Origin of the sequence: Dactylosporangium sp. NPDC048998 (assembly GCF_043197855.1) — a bacterium.
In the GTDB taxonomy this organism is placed as follows: domain Bacteria; phylum Actinomycetota; class Actinomycetes; order Mycobacteriales; family Micromonosporaceae; genus Dactylosporangium.
In genome coordinates this window covers 12,029-32,694 of the sequence record NZ_JBICTV010000004.1, presented here as the reverse complement: position 1 = coordinate 32,694, position 20,666 = coordinate 12,029, and the positions used below count along the sequence as shown (strand labels likewise).

Annotated in this window: 24 protein-coding genes; 14 read left to right on the top strand and 10 right to left on the bottom strand. The window is 70.3% G+C overall.

All coding sequences use genetic code 11. The features are described 5' to 3' along the window. Nucleotides 1-222 precede the first annotated feature (222 nt). Together ACGFI8_RS10895 and ACGFI8_RS10890 are read right to left on the bottom strand one after the other, a co-directional pair. Nucleotides 223-618, bottom strand: a complete 396-nt coding sequence (locus ACGFI8_RS10895) for a VOC family protein (RefSeq protein WP_392803002.1) — start codon at nucleotides 616-618, stop codon at nucleotides 223-225. 38 nt (nucleotides 619-656) lie between these two features. Further along, nucleotides 657-779: a hypothetical protein gene (locus tag ACGFI8_RS10890; RefSeq protein ID WP_392802999.1), complete on the bottom strand. Its 123-nt coding sequence runs from the start codon at nucleotides 777-779 to the stop codon at nucleotides 657-659. A 103-nt stretch (nucleotides 780-882) separates the two neighbouring features. On the opposite strand from ACGFI8_RS10890, the gene ACGFI8_RS10885 reads away from it, so the two are divergent. After that, nucleotides 883-1,164, top strand: a complete 282-nt coding sequence (locus tag ACGFI8_RS10885) for a hypothetical protein (protein WP_392802998.1) — start codon at nucleotides 883-885, stop codon at nucleotides 1,162-1,164. On the opposite strand, the gene ACGFI8_RS10880 is transcribed toward ACGFI8_RS10885, so the two are convergent. Further along, entirely contained in the window at nucleotides 1,155-1,352 is a 198-nt protein-coding gene (locus ACGFI8_RS10880; RefSeq protein ID WP_392804111.1) for a hypothetical protein, read from the bottom strand. The two genes, ACGFI8_RS10885 and ACGFI8_RS10880, sit on opposite strands and share 10 nt — an antisense overlap. On the opposite strand from ACGFI8_RS10880, the gene ACGFI8_RS10875 reads away from it, so the two are divergent. From ACGFI8_RS10875 to ACGFI8_RS10865, 3 genes are read left to right on the top strand one after another with little or no spacing between them, the layout of a single operon-like run. Next, nucleotides 1,284-2,102: an SDR family oxidoreductase gene (locus ACGFI8_RS10875; RefSeq protein ID WP_392802995.1), complete on the top strand. Its 819-nt coding sequence runs from the start codon at nucleotides 1,284-1,286 to the stop codon at nucleotides 2,100-2,102. The genes ACGFI8_RS10880 and ACGFI8_RS10875 overlap by 69 nt on opposite strands. Before the next feature lie 5 nt (nucleotides 2,103-2,107). Then, a complete protein-coding gene (gene valS / locus ACGFI8_RS10870; protein ID WP_392802992.1) occupies nucleotides 2,108-4,603 on the top strand; it encodes a valine--tRNA ligase in 2,496 nt (831 codons plus the stop codon). Next, nucleotides 4,603-5,418, top strand: coding sequence for a TrmH family RNA methyltransferase (locus tag ACGFI8_RS10865; RefSeq protein WP_392804034.1), 816 nt, complete (start codon nucleotides 4,603-4,605; stop codon nucleotides 5,416-5,418). The genes valS and ACGFI8_RS10865 overlap by 1 nt, the downstream gene beginning before the upstream one ends. Nucleotides 5,419-5,424: 6 nt before the next feature. Here the strand turns inward: ACGFI8_RS10865 and ACGFI8_RS10860 are convergent, their stop codons facing one another. Continuing rightward, nucleotides 5,425-7,119 carry a VWA domain-containing protein gene (locus tag ACGFI8_RS10860; protein ID WP_392802990.1) on the bottom strand — a complete coding sequence of 565 codons (1,695 nt, stop codon included), beginning with the start codon at nucleotides 7,117-7,119 and terminating at the stop codon, nucleotides 5,425-5,427. 233 nt (nucleotides 7,120-7,352) lie between these two features. After that, nucleotides 7,353-8,162 carry an endonuclease/exonuclease/phosphatase family protein gene (locus ACGFI8_RS10855; RefSeq protein WP_392802987.1) on the bottom strand — a complete coding sequence of 270 codons (810 nt, stop codon included), beginning with the start codon at nucleotides 8,160-8,162 and terminating at the stop codon, nucleotides 7,353-7,355. A gap of 360 nt (nucleotides 8,163-8,522) precedes the next feature. On the opposite strand from ACGFI8_RS10855, the gene fabG reads away from it, so the two are divergent. From fabG to ACGFI8_RS10840, 3 genes are read left to right on the top strand one after another with little or no spacing between them, the layout of a single operon-like run. Continuing rightward, nucleotides 8,523-9,272 carry a 3-oxoacyl-ACP reductase FabG gene (gene fabG / locus ACGFI8_RS10850; RefSeq protein ID WP_392804032.1) on the top strand — a complete coding sequence of 250 codons (750 nt, stop codon included), beginning with the start codon at nucleotides 8,523-8,525 and terminating at the stop codon, nucleotides 9,270-9,272. A 13-nt stretch (nucleotides 9,273-9,285) separates the two neighbouring features. Further along, nucleotides 9,286-10,455, top strand: coding sequence for an acyl-CoA dehydrogenase family protein (locus tag ACGFI8_RS10845; protein WP_392802984.1), 1,170 nt, complete (start codon nucleotides 9,286-9,288; stop codon nucleotides 10,453-10,455). Continuing rightward, nucleotides 10,452-11,534: an acyl-CoA dehydrogenase family protein gene (locus tag ACGFI8_RS10840; protein WP_392802981.1), complete on the top strand. Its 1,083-nt coding sequence runs from the start codon at nucleotides 10,452-10,454 to the stop codon at nucleotides 11,532-11,534. The genes ACGFI8_RS10845 and ACGFI8_RS10840 overlap by 4 nt, the downstream gene beginning before the upstream one ends. A gap of 63 nt (nucleotides 11,535-11,597) precedes the next feature. Here ACGFI8_RS10840 and ACGFI8_RS10835 read toward each other — a convergent pair whose 3' ends face one another. The 3 genes from ACGFI8_RS10835 to ACGFI8_RS10825 all read right to left on the bottom strand — a co-directional run bounded on the left by ACGFI8_RS10835 (nucleotide 11,598) and on the right by ACGFI8_RS10825 (nucleotide 15,927). Next, nucleotides 11,598-12,053 (bottom strand): MaoC family dehydratase, encoded by a 456-nt coding sequence (locus ACGFI8_RS10835; protein WP_392802979.1) that lies wholly within the window; start codon nucleotides 12,051-12,053, stop codon nucleotides 11,598-11,600. A gap of 80 nt (nucleotides 12,054-12,133) precedes the next feature. Continuing rightward, on the bottom strand, nucleotides 12,134-15,367 hold the full coding sequence (locus tag ACGFI8_RS10830; protein ID WP_392802976.1) for a S8 family serine peptidase: 3,234 nt from the start codon (nucleotides 15,365-15,367) through the stop codon (nucleotides 12,134-12,136). A 362-nt stretch (nucleotides 15,368-15,729) separates the two neighbouring features. After that, nucleotides 15,730-15,927 carry a hypothetical protein gene (locus ACGFI8_RS10825; RefSeq protein WP_392804109.1) on the bottom strand — a complete coding sequence of 66 codons (198 nt, stop codon included), beginning with the start codon at nucleotides 15,925-15,927 and terminating at the stop codon, nucleotides 15,730-15,732. Nucleotides 15,928-15,974: 47 nt separating this feature from the next. Between ACGFI8_RS10825 and ACGFI8_RS10820 the strand changes: the two genes are divergently transcribed. Together ACGFI8_RS10820 and ACGFI8_RS10815 are read left to right on the top strand one after the other, a co-directional pair. Next, entirely contained in the window at nucleotides 15,975-16,268 is a 294-nt protein-coding gene (locus tag ACGFI8_RS10820) for an HAD family hydrolase (RefSeq protein ID WP_392804030.1), read from the top strand. 144 nt (nucleotides 16,269-16,412) lie between these two features. Continuing rightward, nucleotides 16,413-16,775 carry a TraR/DksA family transcriptional regulator gene (locus ACGFI8_RS10815; protein ID WP_392802973.1) on the top strand — a complete coding sequence of 121 codons (363 nt, stop codon included), beginning with the start codon at nucleotides 16,413-16,415 and terminating at the stop codon, nucleotides 16,773-16,775. On the opposite strand, the gene ACGFI8_RS10810 is transcribed toward ACGFI8_RS10815, so the two are convergent. Further along, nucleotides 16,725-16,919 carry a hypothetical protein gene (locus ACGFI8_RS10810; protein ID WP_392802971.1) on the bottom strand — a complete coding sequence of 65 codons (195 nt, stop codon included), beginning with the start codon at nucleotides 16,917-16,919 and terminating at the stop codon, nucleotides 16,725-16,727. The two genes, ACGFI8_RS10815 and ACGFI8_RS10810, sit on opposite strands and share 51 nt — an antisense overlap. Between ACGFI8_RS10810 and ACGFI8_RS10805 the strand changes: the two genes are divergently transcribed. From ACGFI8_RS10805 to ACGFI8_RS10790, 4 genes are all read left to right on the top strand, one after another. Continuing rightward, nucleotides 16,909-17,091 (top strand): hypothetical protein, encoded by a 183-nt coding sequence (locus ACGFI8_RS10805; RefSeq protein ID WP_392802969.1) that lies wholly within the window; start codon nucleotides 16,909-16,911, stop codon nucleotides 17,089-17,091. The genes ACGFI8_RS10810 and ACGFI8_RS10805 overlap by 11 nt on opposite strands. A gap of 98 nt (nucleotides 17,092-17,189) precedes the next feature. Then, complete coding sequence (locus tag ACGFI8_RS10800) at nucleotides 17,190-18,860, top strand: sodium:solute symporter family protein (protein ID WP_392802966.1); 1,671 nt, start codon at nucleotides 17,190-17,192, stop codon at nucleotides 18,858-18,860. 28 nt (nucleotides 18,861-18,888) lie between these two features. Further along, nucleotides 18,889-19,167 carry a hypothetical protein gene (locus tag ACGFI8_RS10795; RefSeq protein WP_392802963.1) on the top strand — a complete coding sequence of 93 codons (279 nt, stop codon included), beginning with the start codon at nucleotides 18,889-18,891 and terminating at the stop codon, nucleotides 19,165-19,167. A 37-nt stretch (nucleotides 19,168-19,204) separates the two neighbouring features. Next, entirely contained in the window at nucleotides 19,205-19,354 is a 150-nt protein-coding gene (locus ACGFI8_RS10790; RefSeq protein ID WP_392802960.1) for a hypothetical protein, read from the top strand. Here ACGFI8_RS10790 and ACGFI8_RS10785 read toward each other — a convergent pair. Further along, on the bottom strand, nucleotides 19,348-19,665 hold the full coding sequence (locus ACGFI8_RS10785; protein WP_392802958.1) for a hypothetical protein: 318 nt from the start codon (nucleotides 19,663-19,665) through the stop codon (nucleotides 19,348-19,350). The two genes, ACGFI8_RS10790 and ACGFI8_RS10785, sit on opposite strands and share 7 nt — an antisense overlap. A 3-nt stretch (nucleotides 19,666-19,668) precedes the next feature. Between ACGFI8_RS10785 and ACGFI8_RS10780 the strand changes: the two genes are divergently transcribed. Beyond that, nucleotides 19,669-20,661: a hypothetical protein gene (locus ACGFI8_RS10780; protein WP_392802956.1), complete on the top strand. Its 993-nt coding sequence runs from the start codon at nucleotides 19,669-19,671 to the stop codon at nucleotides 20,659-20,661. Nucleotides 20,662-20,666 lie beyond the last annotated feature (5 nt).

Here is a 20,666-nt window from a genome sequence, read left to right as displayed (position 1 = left end):
GGTGAGCGGAGGATGGGGTCTGACCTGCGAATATAGGTCTCCCTGAAAAGCGGAAGGTCGGCGGTTCGACCCCGCCTCTGCCCACAAGTCCTTCGCCGGGCTTTCAAGACCCCTGGCCAGCGGAAACGCCGGTCAGGGGTCTTTTGATTCAGCGACGATCGCCCATGCCCATGATCGTTATGAAGCAACGCGTGTAGCAGTAGGCATGTGCGGACACCCGCGTCAGCCGCTTGTGGCGGTGCGTTCCTGCGCACTCCGTTCCACACAGAACTCGTTGCCCTCTGGGTCGAGCAGCAACGCCCACCCCGTGCCATCCGGATTGCGGTGATCGGCTTTCAATGACGCGCCCAGGCCAAGCAGCCGCTCGACCTCCTCATCACGAGTGCGGTCGGTCGGTTGCAGGTCCAGGTGCACCCTGTTCTTCGCGACCTTGCCTTCCGGGACCCGCTGGAACAGCATGCCACCCTCGAGGATGTCCGCGCCCGAGAGCAACACGCACTCCTCCTCACCCGGCTTGTTCTCCGGATGGTGACGCAGCCCGGTGGCCTCCGCCCAGAAGCTCGCCGCCTTGAACGGATCGGCACAGTCAAAATCGATCCAGCGCACTCTCGAAGTCATATCCGGCACCCTACGTCGCGCGACCGGCAACTCCTATTTCAGCCGATTTCCGCGTGACCCACGATGTCCCGCAAGATGTGCGGCGGCACGCCGACGTCGAGGACCAGCGTCACGCAACTGTGCCGGAGATCGTGGAAGCGCATCGCCTCGGTGCCGATCATCCGGCGGAGCGGGTACCAACCGCCACCCACCAGCCCCGTCCGCAACCTCAAGGCGAGCCGACCCCGCAAGACGCACAGGACCCCAGGAAGGCGCGATGCTCTGATGAGAAGCCCCTACGACAGTGGCCGACATGCCGAGACCAGCGACCTCGATCGGGTCACCTCACTCGCCGACGTCGCACGCATCGTCGACGAAATGCTCAACGATCTCGAAGCGCACCCGGGCGAATGGGAGAATGCGACGCTGGAGAGCTTCCTCGAAGCCCTATCACGATCCCTCAACGCTCTCCCGCAGCTCTACCGTAACTTCGGCGAGACCTTCCCCGACCCACCCACCTGGAAGCTTTTCGCCGAAGCCCTCGTCATGGCCACCGTCTACGAGTAGCCGCTGCCACGCTCGGCGACGATGGCATTTTCGATCTTGTTCTGGAGCGGCCACGGTGCGTGGATTTCGATGATCACGGAGCGAACGAAGCGCCCGTTCGGCGAGCGCATACTGTGGGCATGATCGCTGTTACGGGAGCCGCCGGGCAGGTTGGGGGGCGCGTCGCTCGGTTGCTTGCCGTTCCGCACATGCTCCTTGTTCGCGATCCGGTCAAGGCGTCAGAAACCGATAAATCAGTAAGGGTCGCCGAATATGCCGATAAATCGGGCATGACCGAGGCGATCCGTGGGGCGGACACGCTCTTTCTCGTCTCCGCGCGCGAGGACGCGAACCGGGTTCAGGCGCACAAAAGCGCTGTCGACGCGGCCGTCGACGCCGGGGTCGAGCGGATCGTGTACATCTCGTTCTTCGGCGCCGCGCCGGAGTGCACCTTCACGTTCGGGCGCGACCACTGGCACACCGAACAGTACATCCGCGCCACTGGGCGGCGCTTCACGTTCCTGCGCGACAACATGTACCTCGAGATGATCCCGCGCCTGGCCGGGGCCGACGGCGTGATCCGCGGGCCGGCCGGCGACGGGCGGGTCGCGGCCGTGAGCTACGACGACATCGCCGCCGCGGCGGTGGCGGTGCTGACCGGCGGGGCGGAGCACGACGGGCGCACATACGAGCTGACCGGGCCGGAGGCATTCACCCTGCATGAGGCGGCGGCGGAGCTGGGCCTGCGATACGAGCCGGAGACCGTCGAGGAGGCGTATGCCTCCCGGGCGCACTACGGCGCGCCCGCGTTCGAGGTTGCCGGGTGGGTCACGACGTACGAGGCGATCGCCGCCGGCGAGTTCGCACGGGTCACCGGCGACGTGGAGCGGCTGACCGGGCGTAAGCCCCGATCGCTGCGGGAATTGAGAGGTGACGGCGGTGCGCCGGTCATAGCATGAGGTGCATGCCTGAAGCCGACCGTATCCCGCAGCGCCCCAGTCTCGACGGACTCGAGGAGAAGTGGGCGCGCGTATGGGAGGTAGACGGCACGTACCGTTTCGACCGCGGCGCCGCCCGCGAGGACGTGTTCGCCATCGACACGCCGCCGCCGACGGTGAGCGGTGCCCTGCACATCGGCCACGTGTTCTCCTACACGCAGACCGACATCGTCGCGCGGTACCAGCGGATGCGCGGCAAGGCCGTGTTCTACCCGATGGGGTGGGACGACAACGGCCTGCCGACCGAGCGCCGCGTGCAGCTGACGTTCGGTGTGCAGTGCGACCCGACCCTGCCGTACGACCCGGAATTCACGCCCCCGGAGCGCCCCGGGAAGGATCGGGTGCTCGTGAGCCGGCGCAACTTCGTGGAGCTCTGTCAGCGCCAGACCGAGATCGACGAGCAGGCGTACGAGCGCCTCTGGCGCCACGTCGGGCTGAGCGTGGACTGGTCGCTGCTGTACACGACCATCGGCGACCGCGCCCGGGCCACCGCGCAGCGCGGGTTTCTCAACAGCCTCGCGCGCGGTGAGGCGTATCCGCTCGACGGCCCGACGCTGTGGGACGTGTCGTTCGGCACGGCGGTCGCGCAGGCCGAGCTCGAGGACCGCGAGCGCCCCGGCGCCTACCATCGCATCAAGTTCGGCGAATTCTTCGTCGAGACGACCCGGCCCGAGCTGCTGCCGGCCTGCGTGGCGCTGGTCGCGCACCCCGACGACGAGCGGTTCCGGCCGCACTTCGGCACCTCCGTCCGGACGCCACTGTTCAATGTGGAGGTTCCGCTGCTGGCCCATCACCTGGCCGACCCGGAGAAGGGCAGCGGGCTGGTGATGGTGTGCACGTTCGGCGACCTCACCGACGTGACCTGGTGGCGGGAGCTGGGCCTGCCGGCCCGCACCGTGATGCAGCGCAACGGGCGGCTCGGGCTGCAGGCGCCGGAGGGCGTGGACGAGGACGACTACGCGCCGGTGGCGGGGCTGACCGTCAACCAGGCGCGGGAGAAGATCGTGGCGCTACTGCGGGCCTCCGGCGAGCTCGACGGCGAGCCGCGGCCGATCACGCACGCGGTGAAGTTCTACGAGAAGGGCGATCGGCCGGTCGAGATCGTGGCGACCCGCCAGTGGTACATCCGCAACGGCGCCCGCACGCCGGAGCTGCGCGAGGCGCTGCTGGCGCGCGGGCGCGAGCTGGAGTGGACGCCGTCGCACATGCGTGCCCGCTACGAGCACTGGGTCGAGGGGCTCACCGGCGACTGGGTGATCAGCCGGCAGCGGTTCTTCGGCGTGCCGATTCCGCTGTGGTACCGCCTGGACGCCGACGCCAACCCGATCTACGACGACCCGATCGTGCCCGAGTCGCTGCCGATGGACCCGAGCAGCGACACACCGCCCGGGTTCGAGGAGATCGACCGCGGGCGGCCGGGCGGCTTCGTCGGCGACCCGGACGTGATGGACACCTGGGCGACGTCCTCGCTGACGCCGCAGATCGCGGGCAAGTGGCTCGACGACCCAGCGCTGTTCGACCTGGTGTTCCCGATGGACATGCGGCCGCAGGCGCACGAGATCATCCGGACCTGGCTGTTCACCACCGTGCTGCGGGCGCACCTGGAGCACGGGGTGCTGCCGTGGCGGCACGCGGCGATCGCCGGGTGGATTCTCGACCCCGACCGCAAGAAGCTGTCCAAGTCCAAGGACAACGCGAAGGACTCGCCGGAGGAGCTGCTGGAGCGCTTCGGCGCCGACGCGATCCGCTACTGGGCCGGCAGCGCCCGCCGCGGCGTGGACACGGCGCTGGACAGCAACCAGATGAAGGTCGGCCGGCGTCTGGCGGTGAAGCTGCTCAACGCGAGCCGGTTCGTGCTCGGCTTCGGCGGCGCGCCCGACCCGGCCGCGGTGACCGAGCCGGTCGACCTGGCGCTGCTGGCCGCGCTGTCCGGAGTGGTCGCCGAGGCCACGGCGGCGTTCGAGGAGTTCGACTACGCCCGCGCGCTCGAGGTCACCGAGCAGTTCTTCTGGACCTTCTGCGACGACTACGTGGAGCTGGTGAAGGCGCGCGCCTACGGCGAGGCCGCACCGTCCGAAGTGGACTCCGCCCGCGCGGCGCTGGCCGTGGCGCTGTCCACGGTGCAGCGGCTGTTCGCGCCGTTCCTGCCGTACGTCGCCGAGGAGGTCTGGTCCTGGTGGCAGGACGGCTCGGTGCACCGCGCGCCGTGGCCGCAGGCCCTGCCCGAGCCGCTGCCCACCGCCGACGTGGCGCCGCTGCGGCTGGCCGCGGAGGTGCTCGGCGCGATCCGGCGGGCCAAGTCGGCCGCGCAGCAGTCGATGCGCGCCGAGGTGGCCCGGCTGGAGGTGGCCGGGCCGGTCGCGGCCCTGGAGCGGGTGCGTGCCGACCTCACCGCCGCCGGCAACGTGCGCGACTGGGCCGTCGTCGAGGCGGAGGAGTTGTCGGCTACCGTCACGTTGTGATGGAACCGCAGGCCATTCCGGCGATCGGGCTGCAACATCCCGCGGTGCGGCAGGTGCAGCACATCCAGAACAACACCGCGCCCAACCGCTACAAGCTCTTCGTCGCCGAGGGGCTGTGGGCGCACAACATGCTGCTGGAGTCCGGCGCGCCGATCGACACGTTCTTCTGGTGCCCGGAGGCGATCTACGCCGACGAGGCGCACAAGCGGGCCGAGGAGATCGCGGAGCGGGCCGAGCGCTCGTTCCGCATCTCCCTGCGCACGCTGGAGAAGATCTCCGAGCGGGACAAGCCCGACGGCCTGCTGTCGCTGGCCGCGCTGCCCCGGTGGGAGCCGCGGGACCTGCGCTTCGGGCGCACGGCGCTGGTGCTGGTCGCCGACGGCCTGGAGATCCCGGGAAACCTCGGCACGCTGATCCGCTCGCTGGACGCCTGCGGGGCGGACTGCCTGGTGCTGACCAATCGCAAGACCCGGCTCACCCACCCGAAGGTGATCCGGGCGAGCCAGGGCACGATCCTCACGGTACCGACGCTGGAGTTCGAAACGGTCGGCGAGGCCGAGGCGTGGCTGGAGTCCCAGCGCTTCACCGTCCTGCTCGCGGACACCGACGAGGCGGTCAACTACCGCCAGGCCGACTACGCCGGGCGCACCGCGCTCGTCGTGGGCAGCGAGCGGTACGGCATCGCCAAGGACTGGTACGGCCGCGGATACCAGCGAGTCGCCGTCCCCATGCTCGGGTCCGGCGACTCGCTCAACGTGTCGGTCTCCGCGTCGATCCTGCTCTACGAGGCCCGGGCGCGGAAGTCGCGCTGGTAGCTCCTCCTACTTGGGCTGGGTGACCTGCCCGCGCAGCGAGATGGCCTGCAGGAAGATGTCGCCGATCTTCGCCGGGTCCTGCGCTACGAAGGTGCCGCCGCCGATCGCGTCGGTGATCTGGCGCATCTGCACCTCGCCGACCTTGTCGCCGATGCCGATCAGGATCACCTGGATGGGCTTGGCCGGGTCGGCGGTCTTCTTGAGCTCGGCGATGAGCTGCTCCAGCGACAGGCCGCCGGCGGGGTCGTCGTTCTCGCCGTCGGTCATGACGATGACCGAGTTGACCCGGCCGCTCTCGTACCCCTGCTGCACCGTCTTGTAGGCGGCCAGGATGGTGTCGTAGAGCGCGGTGTCGCCGTTCCTCTTCGGCTGGATCGTGGACAGGGCCTGCAGGCACTGGTTGCGCTGGCTGGCCAGCGGGCCGATCGGCACGAGCTGCTTGTAGTCCAGCTTGCCGTCCATGAGCGTGGAGAACACCCATAGGCCCAGCGCCCACGAGTCGTCGAAGAGACTCATGCCCTTGCGCGCGGCCTCCAGCGTCACCTGCATCCGGGTGGCGCCGCCGGCGGTGGGCACCGGCTCCAGCATCGAGCCGGAGACGTCGATCACGGCGAGCATGCGGGCCGGCAGCGTGATCGCCTGCCACTTCGTCAGCAGGCCCTCGATCGCGGCGGCGTCGGGCAGCTGGGTGGCGGCCGGCGTGGCGGGCGCGTTGGCCGGGGTCTGGAAGCCCTTGCCGGGCGCGCCGTCGGCGCCGCGCAGCCCGATCGCGCCGAGCTTGTCCCGGAAGCCCTGCGAGTCGAGCGACTTGAGCAGCTCGTTGGCGATGCTGGCCCGGTCGGTGCCGAGCACCGCGTACGGGTAGTCCAGCGCCGGCGCCGCGGGCTCGGCGTAGAGCGCGGCGAGCCGGACCGGGGGCTGCTGGCCGTTGTACTGGATGACCGCCTGCTCCGACAGCGGCGCCACGCTCAGGCCGCTGCTTAGCGTCGTCGCGTCGCTGCCGCGCGGGAACTTCTGCACGAGGTCGGCGCGCAGCGAGGAGCGCCCGGCGGCCAGAGACCGCAGGGCGGCGGTGGCGACCTGGGTGGCCTGGGCGGGGTTGCCGCCGCCCGCGGCCTGCGCGGCGGCGGCGAGCGTGAGCAGGCCGCCGAGGCCGGTGGCGTCGCGGCTCGGCTCGACGATGCCGACCTTGACCTTCTGGTCGGTGGCGACCTTGCCGATCAGGTCGGTGTACGTGATCTGCTTCTCCGGCCAGCCGAACGTGGTCGCGATCGGCTCGGGCATGGCCAGCACGACGGGGCTGCGGGCGATCGACTTGGCGGTCTCCGGCAGGCCCTGCGCGCCGGCCGCGCGCAGGCGCTGCAGCCACAGCGAGGAGTCGGCGACCCAGGCGTCGGGGATGCGGGTCTTGCCGTTGGCCTGCCCGACGCCGGTGAGCGTCTTGTTGGCCTTGCCGGCCAGGGCCGCGGCGACGTCGGCCGGGTCTTCCTCGAAGACCTCGATGTCGACGCAGTTGTGGTCGAGCTTGGCCTGCTCGGACCACTCGGTCGCCTGGGCCTTCAGCGCGGGCACGATGTCGGCCGGCGCGCCGATGCTCAGCTTGGCGGCGTTGCCGCACGACGGCTGGGAGTACTTGCGGAACGCGTACCAGCTACCGGCGAGGACGACGAGCACGGCGACGGTGGCGGTGCCCAGCTTCAAAGCTCCGCCCGACGACCCCGCTGTGCGGTGGCGACCCTTCACGGCTCATACCTTCCGGACCGGCGGCCTCTGCGGCCTTCTACCTTCGGTTGAAAATCACTGACGGTACGCATCCCAACAAACGAACGCCGAATCTACAAGGCAGCGAAGAATCGTAGTTATCCGAACACGGCTCGCAATCGGCGCCGGAGAAGCGGTCCCAACCAGGCATTCCACGCCGACTTAAATCTGCCCTAATCGATCTGCAGGGTGCTGGGCCGGTCGCGCAGAGTCACCACGAGCGGTCGATGGTCGGAGAACGGCAGCTGGGGGCTGGCGACGTCGACGACCCGCGGCAGGCGCTCGAAGCCGCGCCGATCGGCCAGGACGTGGTCGAACTGCACGCGCGGCGCGTGGGCGGGATAGGTCGGTACGCCGGCCAGTCGATGCCAGCCCGAGAACAGTCGCGGCAGCCCGCCGGGCAGGTTCAGGTCGGCGAGCAGGATGCGCGGGGCGGGCATGGCGTGCAGCGTCCGGAGGACCAGCCGCAGCTGCCGCACGTTCCAGCCGGGCACGAACGACAGGTGGGTAGTGGCGATCGTCATGCGCCCGACCGGCGTCTCGACCACGGCGGCGACGAGCACCCGCGGCTCGTCGTCGAGCAGCCGCAGCCGCCCCCGACGCGGCCCCCGGATCATGATCGGCGCGCGCAGCGGCGCCGCGGGCAGGCGGGTGACCCGCCACTGCGTCATCGGGTATCGGCTGACCAGCGCGACGCCGTAGTGCGGATCGGGGCCCTCGCCGTCGGCGTCGGTGGCGACGCGGAAACTTTCGCCGGGCGTGCCGACGACCGCCGGCACGAACAGCGTCTCCGGGGCGCCGAGCGCCTCGGCGGCGATGCGGGCCAGGTCGGCGTGGCCGCTGCGCGGCTGGCCGCGGTCGACCTCCTGCAGGCCGAGCACGTCGGCGTCCAGGCCGGCGACCGCCGCCCCGACCCGCTCGGCGTCGACCAGGCCGTCGGTGAGCGACCGTCCGTGCATCAGGTTGAACGTGCCCAGCCGCATAGGCTCATTGTCGTCGTTTGATCTTGGTTATCGCCGCCCGCGCGATGGTCTCGCCATGACTCATACCGGCATCATCCACGTGTTCGGCGCAAAACGGCCACGATTCCGTGGGAACCGGGGCCGCTCGGTCGCGGGTCAGGGCGCGACGGTCGGCTGCGAGCCCTGGTGCAGCGGGGTGCGCCGGCCGGTGGCCAGGTCGACCGCGACGATCCAGGAGCGGCCGGCGTGGGCGGCGGTGAGCACCCGAGAGGGAACCTTGGGATTTCCATTAAACGGACATAACGGTTGTAGTTGACGACAACGCACGCTGTTCGGGACCGTGTCTCACGCGCGAGGATCGGAGTCGTGACGAACACTGACTTGAACCGCGTGGCCATCGTGACCGGGGCGGCCCGCGGCATCGGGGCCGCGACCGCCATCCGCCTTGCCGCCGACGGGCACGCCGTCGCCGTGCTCGACCTCGACGAGAGCGCCTGCAAGGACACCGTCGAGCAGATCACCGGCGCCGGCGGCCGGGCGCTCGCCGTGGGCGCCGACGTCGGCGACGGCGAGCAGGTGACCGCCGCCGTCGAGCGGGTCGCCGCCGAGCTCGGGCCGCCGGTCGTGCTGGTCAACAACGCCGGGGTGATCCGGGACAACCTGCTGTTCAAGATGACCGACGCCGACTGGGACACGGTCATCGGCGTGCACCTGCGCGGGGCGTTTCTGATGAGCCGGGCCGCCCAGGCGCACATGACCGCCGCGAAGTTCGGGCGGATCGTGAACCTGTCGTCGTCCTCGGCGCTGGGCAACCGCGGCCAGGCGAACTACTCGGCGGCCAAGGCCGGCCTGCAGGGCTTCACCAAGACGCTCGCGATCGAGCTCGGGCCCTTCGGCGTGACGGCCAACGCGGTCGCGCCCGGGTTCATCGCCACGGACATGACCGCGGCGACCGCGGCGCGCATGAAGGTCGACTTCGAGACGTTCCAGAAGAGCGCCGCGGAGCAGATCCCGGTGCGCCGCGTGGGCCGGCCCGACGACGTCGCGCACACGATCTCGTTCCTGGTCAGCGACGGCGCCGGCTTCGTGTCCGGCCAGGTCATTTATGTGGCCGGCGGGCCCCTTGACTAGCAGCCGACCACCGGTGAGCCCGGCGGACCTCGCCCGCGAGTTCCTGACCAGGCACGATCCCGCCGCCATGGAGCCGCGGGAGTTCCTGCGGGCACGCTTCGACGCCGGGCTGGCCTGGGTGCAGTTCCCACTCGGCCTCGGCGGCCTCGGCCTGCCCCGGGCCGAGCAGCCCGCCGTGGACCAGGTCTTCGCCGACGCCGGCGCGCCCGGCAACAACCCGCGCCGCATCGGCATCGGGCTGGGCATGGCCGCCCCGACGATCCTGCGCCACGGCACCGACGAGCAGCGCCGCCGCTGGCTGCGCCCGCTGTGGACCGGCGAGGAGGTGTGGTGTCAGCTCTTCAGCGAGCCGGGCGCCGGATCCGACCTGGCCGGCCTGGCCACCCGCGCGGTGCGCGACGGTGACGACTGGGTGGTCGACGGGCAGAAGGTCTGGACGTCGATGGCGCACGAGGCCAGCTGGGCGATCCTCATCGTGCGCACCGACCCGGCCGTGCCCAAGCACCAGGGGCTGACCTACTTCGTGCTCGACATGACCGCGCCCGGGGTGGAGGTACGACCGCTGCGGCAGATCACCGGGGAGGCCGAGTTCAACGAGGTCTTCCTGTCCGGCGTGCGGATCCCGGACGCCGACCGGCTGGGCGCGGTCGGCGAGGGCTGGGCCGTCGCGCAGACGACCCTGATGAACGAGCGGGTCTCGATCGGCGGCCAGGCCGTCCCGCGCGAGGGCGGCATGATCGGCGTCGTCGCCGACCTGTGGCGCAGGCGCCCGGAGCTGCGCTCGCCCGGCCTGCACGACGCGCTGCTGCGGCTCTGGGTGGACGCCGAGGCGGCCCGGCTCACCGGCCTGCGGCTGCGCCAGCAGTTGGCGGCCGGCCAGCCCGGTCCGGAGGGCTCGGCGTCGAAGCTGCTGTTCGCCCGGCTCAACCAGGAGATCTCGGCGCTGGAGCTCGACCTGCTGGGCGAGGAGGGGCTGCGGCACGACGAGTGGACCATGCGCCGGCCGTCCGTCGTGGACTTCGCCGGGCGCACGGCGGGCTATCGGTACCTGCGGGCCAAGGGCAACTCGATCGAGGGCGGCACCTCCGAGATCCTGCGCAACATCGTGGCCGAGCGCGTGCTGGGCCTGCCGCAGGAGCAGCGGGCCGACAAGGACGTCGCGTGGAAGGACCTGCCCAAGTGACCGATCTGCTGTACTGCGAGGTCGAGGAGGAGCTGCGCGCCTCGGTCCGTGCGCTGCTGCGGGACCGCGTCGACCTGAGCCGCGTCGAGGGGCCCGAGCCGGTCGACCTGAAGCTGTGGCGCACGCTCGCGGCCGACCTGGGCTGCGCCGGCCTGCCCGTGGCGGAGGAGGCCGGCGGGGCCGGCGCCACCTGGCGGGAGACCGCGGTGGTCATGGAGGAGCTGGGCCGCGCGGTCGCCCCGGTGCCGTTCCTCGGCAGCGCGGTGCTCGCCACGGCCGCCCTGCCGGCCGGCGACCCGCTGCTGGCCCAGCTCGCCTCCGGCGCCCGCAGCGCGGCCCTGGCGGTGCCACTGTCGACGGTGCCGATGCCGACGGGGCCAATGTCGACGGGGAACGGCCTGCGGTGGACGGTCTCGGCCCGCGACGGCCGGCTCGACGGCGAGGTCACCACCGTGGCCGATGCCCTGACCGCGGACGTGCTGCTGGTCCCGACCGTGGAGGGCCTGTTCGCGGTCGAGGGAACCGCCGTCGTCCGCACGGCCGTCGTCTCGTTCGACCTCACCCGGCCGATCGCGGACCTGGCGTTCCGCGAGGCGCCGGGGCGGCTGGTGGCCGGGGACGCCGGGCCGCTCGTCGCGCGCGCCCTCGTCACCGGCGCCGCGCTGCTGGCCTCCGAGCAGCTTGGTATCGCCGAGTGGTGCCTGGAGACCACCGTCGAGTACGTGAAGACGCGCCGGCAGTTCGCCCGGCAGATCGGGTCGTACCAGGCGATCAAGCACCGGCTCGCCGACCTGTGGGTGTCGGTCACGCAGGCGCGGGCGGTGGCCCGGTACGCCGCGGACTGTCTCGCCACGGACGACCCGGACCTGCCCGTGGCGGCGTCGCTCGCGCAGGCCTTCTGCTCGCCGGTGGCGATCCGGGCCGCCGAGGAGTGCGTCCAGCTGCACGGCGGCATCGGGTTCACGTGGGAGCACCCCGCGCACTGGTACCTCAAGCGCGCCCGCGCCAACGCCGCCGCCCTCGGCTCGCCGACCCGGCACCGCGCCCTGCTGGCGGAGCTGGTGGACCTGCCCGCGTAGCGGGGAAGAGCAAGACGGCCCGCCTCGAGTCATCGAGGCGGGCCGTTGCGCGATAAGGGAGGCTCAGATCAGCAGGCGGGTCAGGGACTCGGCGACGCAGACCGGCTTGTCGTGACCCTCGCGCTCGATGGTGACGCGGTTCTTCAGCTGCAGCCAGCCCTCGCCCAGGTCGTCGGCGACGAGGAGCTCGACGCCCGCGCGCACCTTCGAGCCGGTGGGCAGCGGCGCGGGGAAGCGGACCTTGTCCAGGCCGTAGTTGATGCCCATCCGGACGCCTTCCACGCGGTACACCTGCGAAACCAGCGTCGGCAGGAGCGACAGCGTCAGGAAGCCGTGCGCGATCGTCGTGCCGAAGGGTCCGGCCTTGGCGCGCTCGGGGTCCACGTGGATCCACTGGTGATCGCCGGTCGCCTCGGCGAAGAGGTCGACGCGCTCCTGCGTGACCTCCTGCCAGTCGCTGGAGCCCAGGTGCTCACCGACCGCGGCCAGCAGTTCTCCGGCGCTGCCAAACGTCCTCATGATTCGATCCTCGGGGCGGCCGGCCCCCGGTGCAAGGGGCCGGCCGCGTTTGTGAGGAACCGTGAGGGTGAAGCGCCCGATCAGGTGCCGGTGCGGTTGATCCGCCCGGTCACGGTGACCGTGCTCTTCACGACCGTCGTGCCCGGCACCGCCGGGGTGACGACGGAGGTGGCGACCTCGCCGGGGCCGGGGATCAGGCCCGTGAGGGTGACCGTGTAGGACGTCGACGCGCCGGGCACCGGGTCGGTGCTGACGATGCGCAGGTCCCCGGTCGGCAGCGTGTTCACCGGCAGACCCTGCCCGCCGGTGCCGTTGACGTTCTCGGCGCCGACCACCATGTCCTGCCCGACGGGCAGGGACTTGAGGGTCGCCTCGTCGTAGGCGAACGTGATGTCCTGCTCCCCGTTCAAGCCGATCCAGACCTGGAACGCCCGGCGCGTCGTCGTGCCGTAGTCGCGCACCTGCCACTCGACGACGACCCACCTATCGGTCCCGTCCCTCAGCATGCTGACGAACAGGCCGGGCGAACCGGTGCCGTCGAGGTCGGTCCAGAAGGGCGCCAGCACGTTGTTCGGTTTCGCCGGGTTGGGGATCGGGGTGATGTTGCAGCAGACGTTGTTCTCGTTGCTGTGGTCACTACCGGGATAGAGGTACCCGTTCGAGTCCACGGTCAGCGAGTTGTACGTGACGCCGTTGTAGAGGAACGACGGCACGTTGAAGCTCGTCAGGGTCTCGTCGCCGATCGCGGTCGGGGTGACACCGAAGATGTCGAGCGGGATGTAGCCGTAGAGCTCGTCCGAGAGCAGCGACGGCGTCCCGGGGACCGCCCCGGCCAGCGCCGCGCCCTTCTTCTCCACCTTGAACGGGTTGACGACCTTGGCCCCGTTCGCCCCGGCGGCCGGCAGGCTGATATCGGTCGTCGTGGTGAAGTCGGCCGTGGTGTCGTTGAAGGTCTCGTTCGTCGCGGTGACCGTGCAGGTGCCGGTCCCGAGCAGCGTGATGGTCGGCGCGCAGGTCTGGGTGACCTTCACGTCGCCCTGCTTCGGCACGAACGCCACCGGCAGGTGCAGCGTCGGGACGCCGCCGGTCACCGGGACCAGGCGGACCTCGCCGAAGAACTGGCCCGTGGGCGCGCTCGACTTGATCGTGATGCTGAACTGCTCCGTCTTGCCCGCCTTGACGGTGAGCAGCGACGGCGACGCCGTGATGGAGGCGCCGGCGGGCGACGTCGTCTCGACGCGGTAGACCAGCGTCTTGTCGGTGACGTTCTTCGCCGTCCGCACCGCGGTGAGCTTGCCCGGCATGACGGGCGCGTTCACCGACGGCAGGTTGATCTGCACCGCGTTGACCGGGTCGTTGCCGAGAGCGAACATCCGCTCGGCCGACTCGTCGAACGTGAGGCCCGGGTTCGCGGCCAGGTTGACCTGGACGCGGCCGGAGCCGAGGTCGAACGGGTCGGCGGGGGTGACCCCGTCGTCCTTGACCACCTTGGTGGTCGCGGTCGTCATCAGCGCCGACTTGATCTGACCCGGGGTGAAGTTCGGGTGCAGCGCCTTCTCCAGCAGTGCGGAGCCGGCGATGTGCGGCGAGGACATCGACGTGCCGGCGATGGCCTGGAAGTACTGGCCGGCCGGGCCGAGGCTCGGGTCGTCCGGCGTCGGGGTGTGCCCGGCGAGGATCTGCGCGCCGGGCGCGGTGATGTCGGGCTTGATGAAGTTGCCGCCCGGCCCGCGCGACGAGAAGTTCGTCATCACGTCGCCCGTGCCCATGACCTTCTCGCCCTGGGTGAACTTCGCGGTCACGTTGGAGTGCGCCGCGAGGTACGCCAGGAACGATGACCCGTCGGCCAGGTGCACCGTCGGCAGCCAGTGGTTGTCACTGAGCGCGTCGGCCTTGGGGTTGTTGTAGAGGATCATGCCGGCCGCGCCGCCCTGCAGGACGTTGAAGCCCTTGACGACCCGGCCCGGGCTGCGCTGGCACGCCACGATCTTGCCGGCGAACGTGCCCGGTGCGGCCGGGTGCGTGCAGGTGGCGTCGCTGTACGGCGCCGCCGAGGCCAGGACGACCGGCAGCGGGCTGCTGACGCCCTGCGTGATCGAGACGCCCGTCAGGGTCGCCGCCGTGCCGTCGGACGAGCCGAGGGTCAGCGTGGACTGGAACGAGCGCTTCTGGGTCGACGCCGCGACGGTGGTGACCCACGGCGAGAGGTGGTCGGTCGTGCCGGCCGCCGGGCCCGAGTTGCCGGCCGAGGCGGCGACGAAGACGCCGGCCTTGTAGGCGTCGAAGAACGCCAGCTCCACGATGTCGGTGTACGGGCTCGAGCCGCCCGAGATCGAGAAGTTGATGACGTTCACGCCGTCCTTGACCGCCTCGGCGACCGCGGCGGCGGAGTCGCTGCTGTAACAGCCGGTGGCGCCGCAGACCTTGTACACCGAGACCCACGCGCCGGGCGCGATGCCGTTGATCGGCCCGCGCTCGATGTTGAAGATCTTCGCCGAGGAGACCGGGTCACCGGCGGCCGTCGACGCGGTGTGGGTGCCGTGGCCGTCGGAGTCCCGGGCGGTGTACCCGTAGTGCTCCATCGGCTGGTACGCGTTGTACGCGTCCAGGAAGCCCTTGCCGCCGATGACCTTGTGGTTGCAGACGAACGGATCGTTCGCAGGGGTCAGCGGGTTGTCACCGAAGTCGCAGGCACGGGGGGTGCCGTCGGCCCTGGCGGGCGGGGCGCCCAGGTTGCCGTTGTCGGCGAAGGACGGGTGCTCGGGCCAGATGCCGGTGTCCAGCGAGCCGAAGATGACGCCCTTGCCGGCGTTGGGTGCGCCGCCGAGCTTCGGGTAGACCTGGTCGGCGCCGATGAACGCCGGCGTCGAGTCGGTCTGGGGAGCGCGGAGCTCGTCGGACTGGACCGCCACGACATTGTCGAGCGTCAGGATTGCGCCGATCTTGTTGGCCGGCACCGACAGCGCGATGCCACCATAGACGGTGCGCAGCCGCTGGCCGATCTTGGCGTCCGGAACCTGCTTCTTGAGTTCCGCGAGGAACTTGTCCTCAATTCCGGTGATGCGGTTTTCGTAGCGCTTTTCGTCGGCGCTTCCGGAAAGCGCCTTCCCCGTTACGGATGGACTTGTCGCCGCATACCCGGCGATGTCGCCGGAATATGTGGCGGTCGAGTCGTAGTCGAGCTTGACCGCGATCGCCACCCTGGTGGTGTCGCTGCGGTTGAGCAGGGACGGGTCGGTCTTGGCCATGCGGCTCGTCGGCGATTTCGCCGCCGAGGTCTGCTTGGCCGGCTTGAGGCCTTGTACCAGAGACAAGTTGCCTGCCGGGATCGGTGCTGCCTCGCTCGGGCCTGCCGAGACGATCACGAGCAATGGCGGAACGAGTGCGGTCGCCATTGCGGCGTGCACCCATCTCCGTCGGCTCATTGTGCCCCCTCTCACTGGACATGTGCCGATGCGCACATATGGGACTACCTCAATGCGCGCCGCCTCAACATGCCAGCTTTTCCACGCCCTGGATAGAGGGCGTGCGGCCGGGGCGACATTCTCGTAACGAGGGGTAGGGCAACGACGAGGGTGAGTCCGTTTATTCCGCAAAACACCCCCCACGTCGGCGTGGGGGGTGTTTTGTCGGCATTTATTGGCGGCGTTCGTCGCCAGGCGGCGACGGCTCCGGACTACTCGTCCATGCCCGCCAGCCCGTGCGGGCTCTCCGGCTCACGCGCGTGCTCCGGGCCGCCGTCCAGCTGCCACGCGAGCGTCACGCTGCAGTGCTCGGAGGCGAAGTCGCCGAGATCGTCCGCGTCGAAGCCGGGAAACGGCTCGACGACGCCGACGGCGGCGCCGCCCGGAGGGGCATGGTCGGACTCGGTCATGCGTCTGTGATACCCCGCGCGGGTGGGTATCACCCAAACCTGACGAAATCTGTGACCGGTGTGCTGTTCGACGGCGCGGCAAGTCGGCGCCGGACATCGTCGAGACGGCGCTGGAGCGCTCCGGCCTGTGCGCCGAGGAGGTCGTCTTCGTCGGCGACTCGGTGTGGGACGTGCGGGCGGCCGGCCGGCTGTCGATCCCGTGCATCGGCGTGACCAGCGGCGGCCTGTGCGCGGCCGAGCTGCTCGACCACGGCGCCGCCGCCGTCTACGAGGACCCGCAGGACCTGCTGGACCACCTCGACGAGGCGCTGACGACCGCGCTCCGCGTGGCGCTCGCCTGAGTGGCCCTACCGCGTCACGACGCCGGCGCGTCGCCGGTCGGGGCCGACTCGGACGAGTCGGAAACCCGGAAAACACGCAGGTTTGCGCGGCCACTCCGCTGGGCACACCGGAAGCCAATCATCTCCGCTACCGGGGGGCCAACCATGCTCGTTTACCAAGAGACCCGTACCCAGGACATCCGCAGCGCGCTGGACGCGCGACGCGCGGAGCTCGCGGAGGAGTACGCCGCCGCGGTCGCGGAGATGACCCTCGCCGGCACGGCCGACTCCGGCGACGACGTCGCCGACCTCGGCACCAAGGCGTTCAACCGGGAGCAGGAGTTCGCGCTCGCGGTCTCCATCCGCAACCGGATGGAGCAGGTCGAGCGGGCGCTGGAGCGCCTCGACGCCGGTTACTACGGCACGTGCGAGACCTGCCGCGAGGAGATCCCGGTGGCCCGCCTGGCCGCCTTCCCGTCAGTCACCCTCTGCGTCAGGTGCAAGAGCCGCAGCGAGCACCGCCACTAGGTCCAGCGCGCGCTGCGGCGCGCTCTGCAGGTGCGGCAGGTACTCGGCCGCCGCCCCGGTGCCGGCGAGGTCCTCGGCGAGGAATGTGGCGTAGTTCAGCACCGCGCCCAGGGCGTTGGACAGGTCGTGGGTGGTGGCGGCCACCGTCGTGCGCAGCGCATCCTCGCCCCATCCGGCCCCCCGCCTGGAAAACGTGTTTCCGGTGATGCTGCTGCTGTTGGTCACGGCGGCGGCGCGCTACCCGGGCGAGCGGGTCTGGCTGCGGCCGGCTGCGACGACTTCCTCGACAAGCCGTACGCAGTCGCCGATCTGGTGACAATGCTCGCATCCCACCTAAGTTGACAACGATGGGTTTGATCCCGACCCCTGCCTGGGTAGGTGCCTGAGGCTCCGCTCATACGGCAAAGGGGAGGGATGGTGCAGACTCTCGCCGCAGGGCTACGCCTGCAGATGAGCGCGATCGACTACGTCCTGCTGGCGCTCTACTTCATCACCGTTCTCGGGGTGGGTCTCGCCGCTCGCCGCTCGATCCGCAACAGCGTGGACTTCTTCCTCTCCGGCCGCTCGCTGCCGGCATGGGTGACCGGCCTCGCGTTCATCTCCGCCAACCTCGGCGCCCTGGAGATCCTGGGCATGGCGGCCAACGGCGCCAAGTACGGCATCATGACGGTCCACTACTACTGGATCGGCGCCGTGCCGGCGATGGTGTTCCTGGGCATCGTGATGATGCCGTTCTACTACGGCTCGAAGGTGCGCAGCGTCCCCGAGTACATGCGCCGCCGTTTCAACCGGCCCGCGCACGTGCTCAACGCCCTGTCGTTCGCGCTTGCCCAGGTGCTGATCGCGGGCGTCAACCTCTACGCGCTCGCGTTGATCATGCAGGCGCTGCTCGGCTGGCCGCTGTGGACGGCGATCGTCCTCGGTGCCCTCATCGTCCTCGCCTACATCACGCTCGGCGGCCTCTCCAGCGCGATCTACAACGAGGTGCTGCAGTTCTTCGTGATCATCGCGGGCCTGCTGCCGATCGCGATCATCGGTCTGGTGAAGGTCGGTGGGTTGCACGGGCTGTTCGACGCGGTACGCCAGACCAAGCTCGGCGACCCAGGCCTGCACACCTGGGCCGGCACCGGCGGCAGCGACAACCCGCTGGGCGCGCCGTGGTGGGGCATCGTCTTCGGGCTCGGGTTCGTGCTGTCCTTCGGCTACTGGACGACGAACTTCGCCGAGGTCCAGCGCGGCCTGTCGGCCCGCAACATGAGCGCGGCCCGGCGTACGCCGATCATCGCGGCCTACCCGAAGCTCGTCATCCCCTTCGTCACCGTGATCCCCGGCCTGGTCGCCCTGGTCACCGTGAAGGGGCTCGGCGCCGGCACCGGCGACCTGCAGTACAACAACGCCATCCCGCTGCTGATGCGCGACTTCCTGCCCAGCGGCGTGCTCGGCATCGCCGTGACCGGCCTGCTGGCGTCGTTCATGGCCGGCATGGCGGCCAACGTGTCCGGGTTCAACACGGTGTTCACGTACGACATCTGGCAGGAGTACGTGGCCAAGGACCGGCCGGACGCCTACTACCTGAAGGTCGGGCGGCTGATCACCGTCGTCGGCGTGCTCATCGGCATCGGCACGGCGTTCATCGCGGCCGGGTACAGCAACATCATGGATTACATCCAGGCGCTGTTCTCGCTGTTCAACGCCCCGCTGTTCGCCGCGTTCATCATCGGCATGTTCTGGAAGCGGATGACGGCGTGGGCGGGCTTCTGGGGGCTGCTGGCCGGCACGCTCGCCGCGTTCGTCACGTACGCCGGGTACAAGTGGTTCGGCTGGTTCTCCTTCGGCTCCGACCTGGACGAGTCGTTCTGGGGCGCCGGCATCGCGTTCGTGGTGGTGACGATCGTCGCGCTGATCGTCACGCCGCTCACCAGGAGCAAACCGGAGTCCGAGCTCGACGGCCTGGTGTACGGCATCGGCCGCCACGACCTGCGCGCCGATGCGATCGCCGGGGACACCGCCTGGTATCGCTCGCCGGTGCTGCTCGGCTCGGGCGCTCTCGTCCTCGCCGCCCTCTTCTACCTGCCGTTCCTGTAGACCCTGCCATTCCTTGGGGTGCATCGCCATGAGTGATCACAAGATCGACACCGCCCGGGCCGCGCGGCTCTTCGACGTCCGCCGGGTCATCGGAGGCCTCTTCACGGTGTACGGCGTGATCGTCACGATCCTGGGCATCTTCGACACGCGGGCGGAGATCGACAAGGCCGCGGGCGTGCGGATCAACCTCTGGATCGGGCTGGGGATGCTCGCCCTGGGCCTGCTGTTCCTGCTGTGGCAGTGGCTGCGGCCGGCCGAGCCACCGGAGGCGTCGGACATCCCGCCGGCGAACCAGGTGCGGGACTAGATTTCCAAACGGGCGGGGGCGCCGCACACTCTCCGGCATGGAAATCCTGTTGGGGGATGCGGCGCCCTCGCCGTCGTTCATGGCGGGTAGCGCCGTCGTCGTGGCCCTGGCCTGCCTGGTCTTCGTGGCCGCGCTCGTCGTGCTGATCGTGTGGCTGGTCCGCCGGACCAAGAACAGCCGCTACTGAAGTGCCAGCAGTCCGATGAGGAGAGAGCTCGCGTTCGCGCCGACCGCAACGACCGCCAGCAGCGTTCTATCCCGTTGTATCGCCTTTATCAGGATCAGCGCCTCTACGGCGGTGGCCAGCGCCTCGGCCGCCCAGAACCTGGCCGGGCCCGGGTGCGGGGCGAGGAAGAGCCACAACGCCGGGTGGGTCACCAGGTTGACCAGCACGCCGAGCAGGGCGGCCCGCCGGATGCCCGCCAGCCGCAGCGCGACCAGGGCCGCCGTGTACAGCGGCACCTCGACCGCCAGGGTCAGCAGCAGGGCGGGGAGCACGCGATGAAGATAAGCCTGCTCTTCGGCCTCGCCGCCGGCGCCGCGCTGGCGGTGGCGCTGCGTGCGCCGCTGGCCACCACCGTGCTCGGGCTGATCGCGTTCGGGGTGCTGCACAACGTGCTCGAGTTGCGGTACGTCGCCGGGCGGTTCGCCCCCGTGCTCGGCGGGCGCTTCCTCGTCGTCCTGCTCGGCCTGATCAGCGCGATTGTCGTGTGCCGCCTCGCCGCCATGTTCGTGGGCGAGCCGGCTCGCTACGCCGAGATCCTGGTCGGCTACGCGGTGCTCGCCGCCGGCTGTGCCCACGCGCTGCGTGGCTGGCGGCTCGGCGCGGCCGCGGTCGTGCTGATCGTGGCGGCGGCGGCGTCGCTGGACTTCCCGGGGTACCACTTCGTGGTCTTGGCGCATTTGCACAACGTGGTGCCGTTGTTCTTCCTGTGGGAGTGGGGCGGCCGGCTGCGCCACGCGGCCGTGTTCCGCTGGACGCAGGTCGCGTGGGTGCTCGGCGTGCCCGCGCTGATCCTGGCCGGCGCGCTCGACTTCGTGCTCGGCGGTGTCTCGCCGTCGACGGTCGCCGCGTTCGCCGGGGATCCCGCCCGGATCATCGCCGCCAGTGCGCCGCCGGGCTCGGCGACGATCGTGGGTGCCCGGTTTCTGATGGTATTTGCCTTCTTGCAGACCATGCACTATTTCGTGTGGGTGTACTTCCTGCCCCGCCACGCGCCCGACGCGGCGCGGGCGTTCGAGGCGCGACTGGGCATGCTGCGAGGCTGGCGGGCGTGGGCGCTCGGCGGCGGGCTCGGGGCCGCGCTCGCCGTGCTGTTCGTGATCGACTACGCCTCCGGCCGGGCGCTGTACGGCGCGTTCGCCTCCTATCACGCGTACCTCGAGTTCCCCGTCCTGCTCGCGCTGCTGTCACCGTCCGGTGCAGCCGGTTCACAGCTGGTTTTCAGGGAAACCGCATCCGAGCGTCAGGAACCGGCGGCAGTCTCTACATGACAAGG

Bases quoted from the DNA above. Each gene is read 5' to 3' on its own strand.
- ACGFI8_RS10825 (WP_392804109.1), bottom strand. From the start codon at position 15,927: ATGACCGAGTCCGACCATGCCCCTCCGGGCGGCGCCGCCGTCGGCGTC.
- ACGFI8_RS10890 (WP_392802999.1), bottom strand. From the start codon at position 779: ATGATCGGCACCGAGGCGATGCGCTTCCACGATCTCCGGCACAGTTGC.
- ACGFI8_RS10885 (WP_392802998.1), top strand. From the start codon at position 883: ATGAGAAGCCCCTACGACAGTGGCCGACATGCCGAGACCAGCGACCTC.
- ACGFI8_RS10780 (WP_392802956.1), top strand. From the start codon at position 19,669: ATGAAGATAAGCCTGCTCTTCGGCCTCGCCGCCGGCGCCGCGCTGGCG.
- ACGFI8_RS10865 (WP_392804034.1), top strand. From the start codon at position 4,603: ATGGAACCGCAGGCCATTCCGGCGATCGGGCTGCAACATCCCGCGGTG.
- ACGFI8_RS10835 (WP_392802979.1), bottom strand. From the start codon at position 12,053: ATGAGGACGTTTGGCAGCGCCGGAGAACTGCTGGCCGCGGTCGGTGAG.
- ACGFI8_RS10895 (WP_392803002.1), bottom strand. From the start codon at position 618: ATGACTTCGAGAGTGCGCTGGATCGATTTTGACTGTGCCGATCCGTTC.
- ACGFI8_RS10800 (WP_392802966.1), top strand. From the start codon at position 17,190: ATGGTGCAGACTCTCGCCGCAGGGCTACGCCTGCAGATGAGCGCGATC.
- ACGFI8_RS10855 (WP_392802987.1), bottom strand. From the start codon at position 8,162: ATGCGGCTGGGCACGTTCAACCTGATGCACGGACGGTCGCTCACCGAC.
- ACGFI8_RS10875 (WP_392802995.1), top strand. From the start codon at position 1,284: ATGATCGCTGTTACGGGAGCCGCCGGGCAGGTTGGGGGGCGCGTCGCT.
- ACGFI8_RS10815 (WP_392802973.1), top strand. From the start codon at position 16,413: ATGCTCGTTTACCAAGAGACCCGTACCCAGGACATCCGCAGCGCGCTG.
- ACGFI8_RS10790 (WP_392802960.1), top strand. From the start codon at position 19,205: ATGGAAATCCTGTTGGGGGATGCGGCGCCCTCGCCGTCGTTCATGGCG.
- ACGFI8_RS10795 (WP_392802963.1), top strand. From the start codon at position 18,889: ATGAGTGATCACAAGATCGACACCGCCCGGGCCGCGCGGCTCTTCGAC.
- valS (WP_392802992.1), top strand. From the start codon at position 2,108: ATGCCTGAAGCCGACCGTATCCCGCAGCGCCCCAGTCTCGACGGACTC.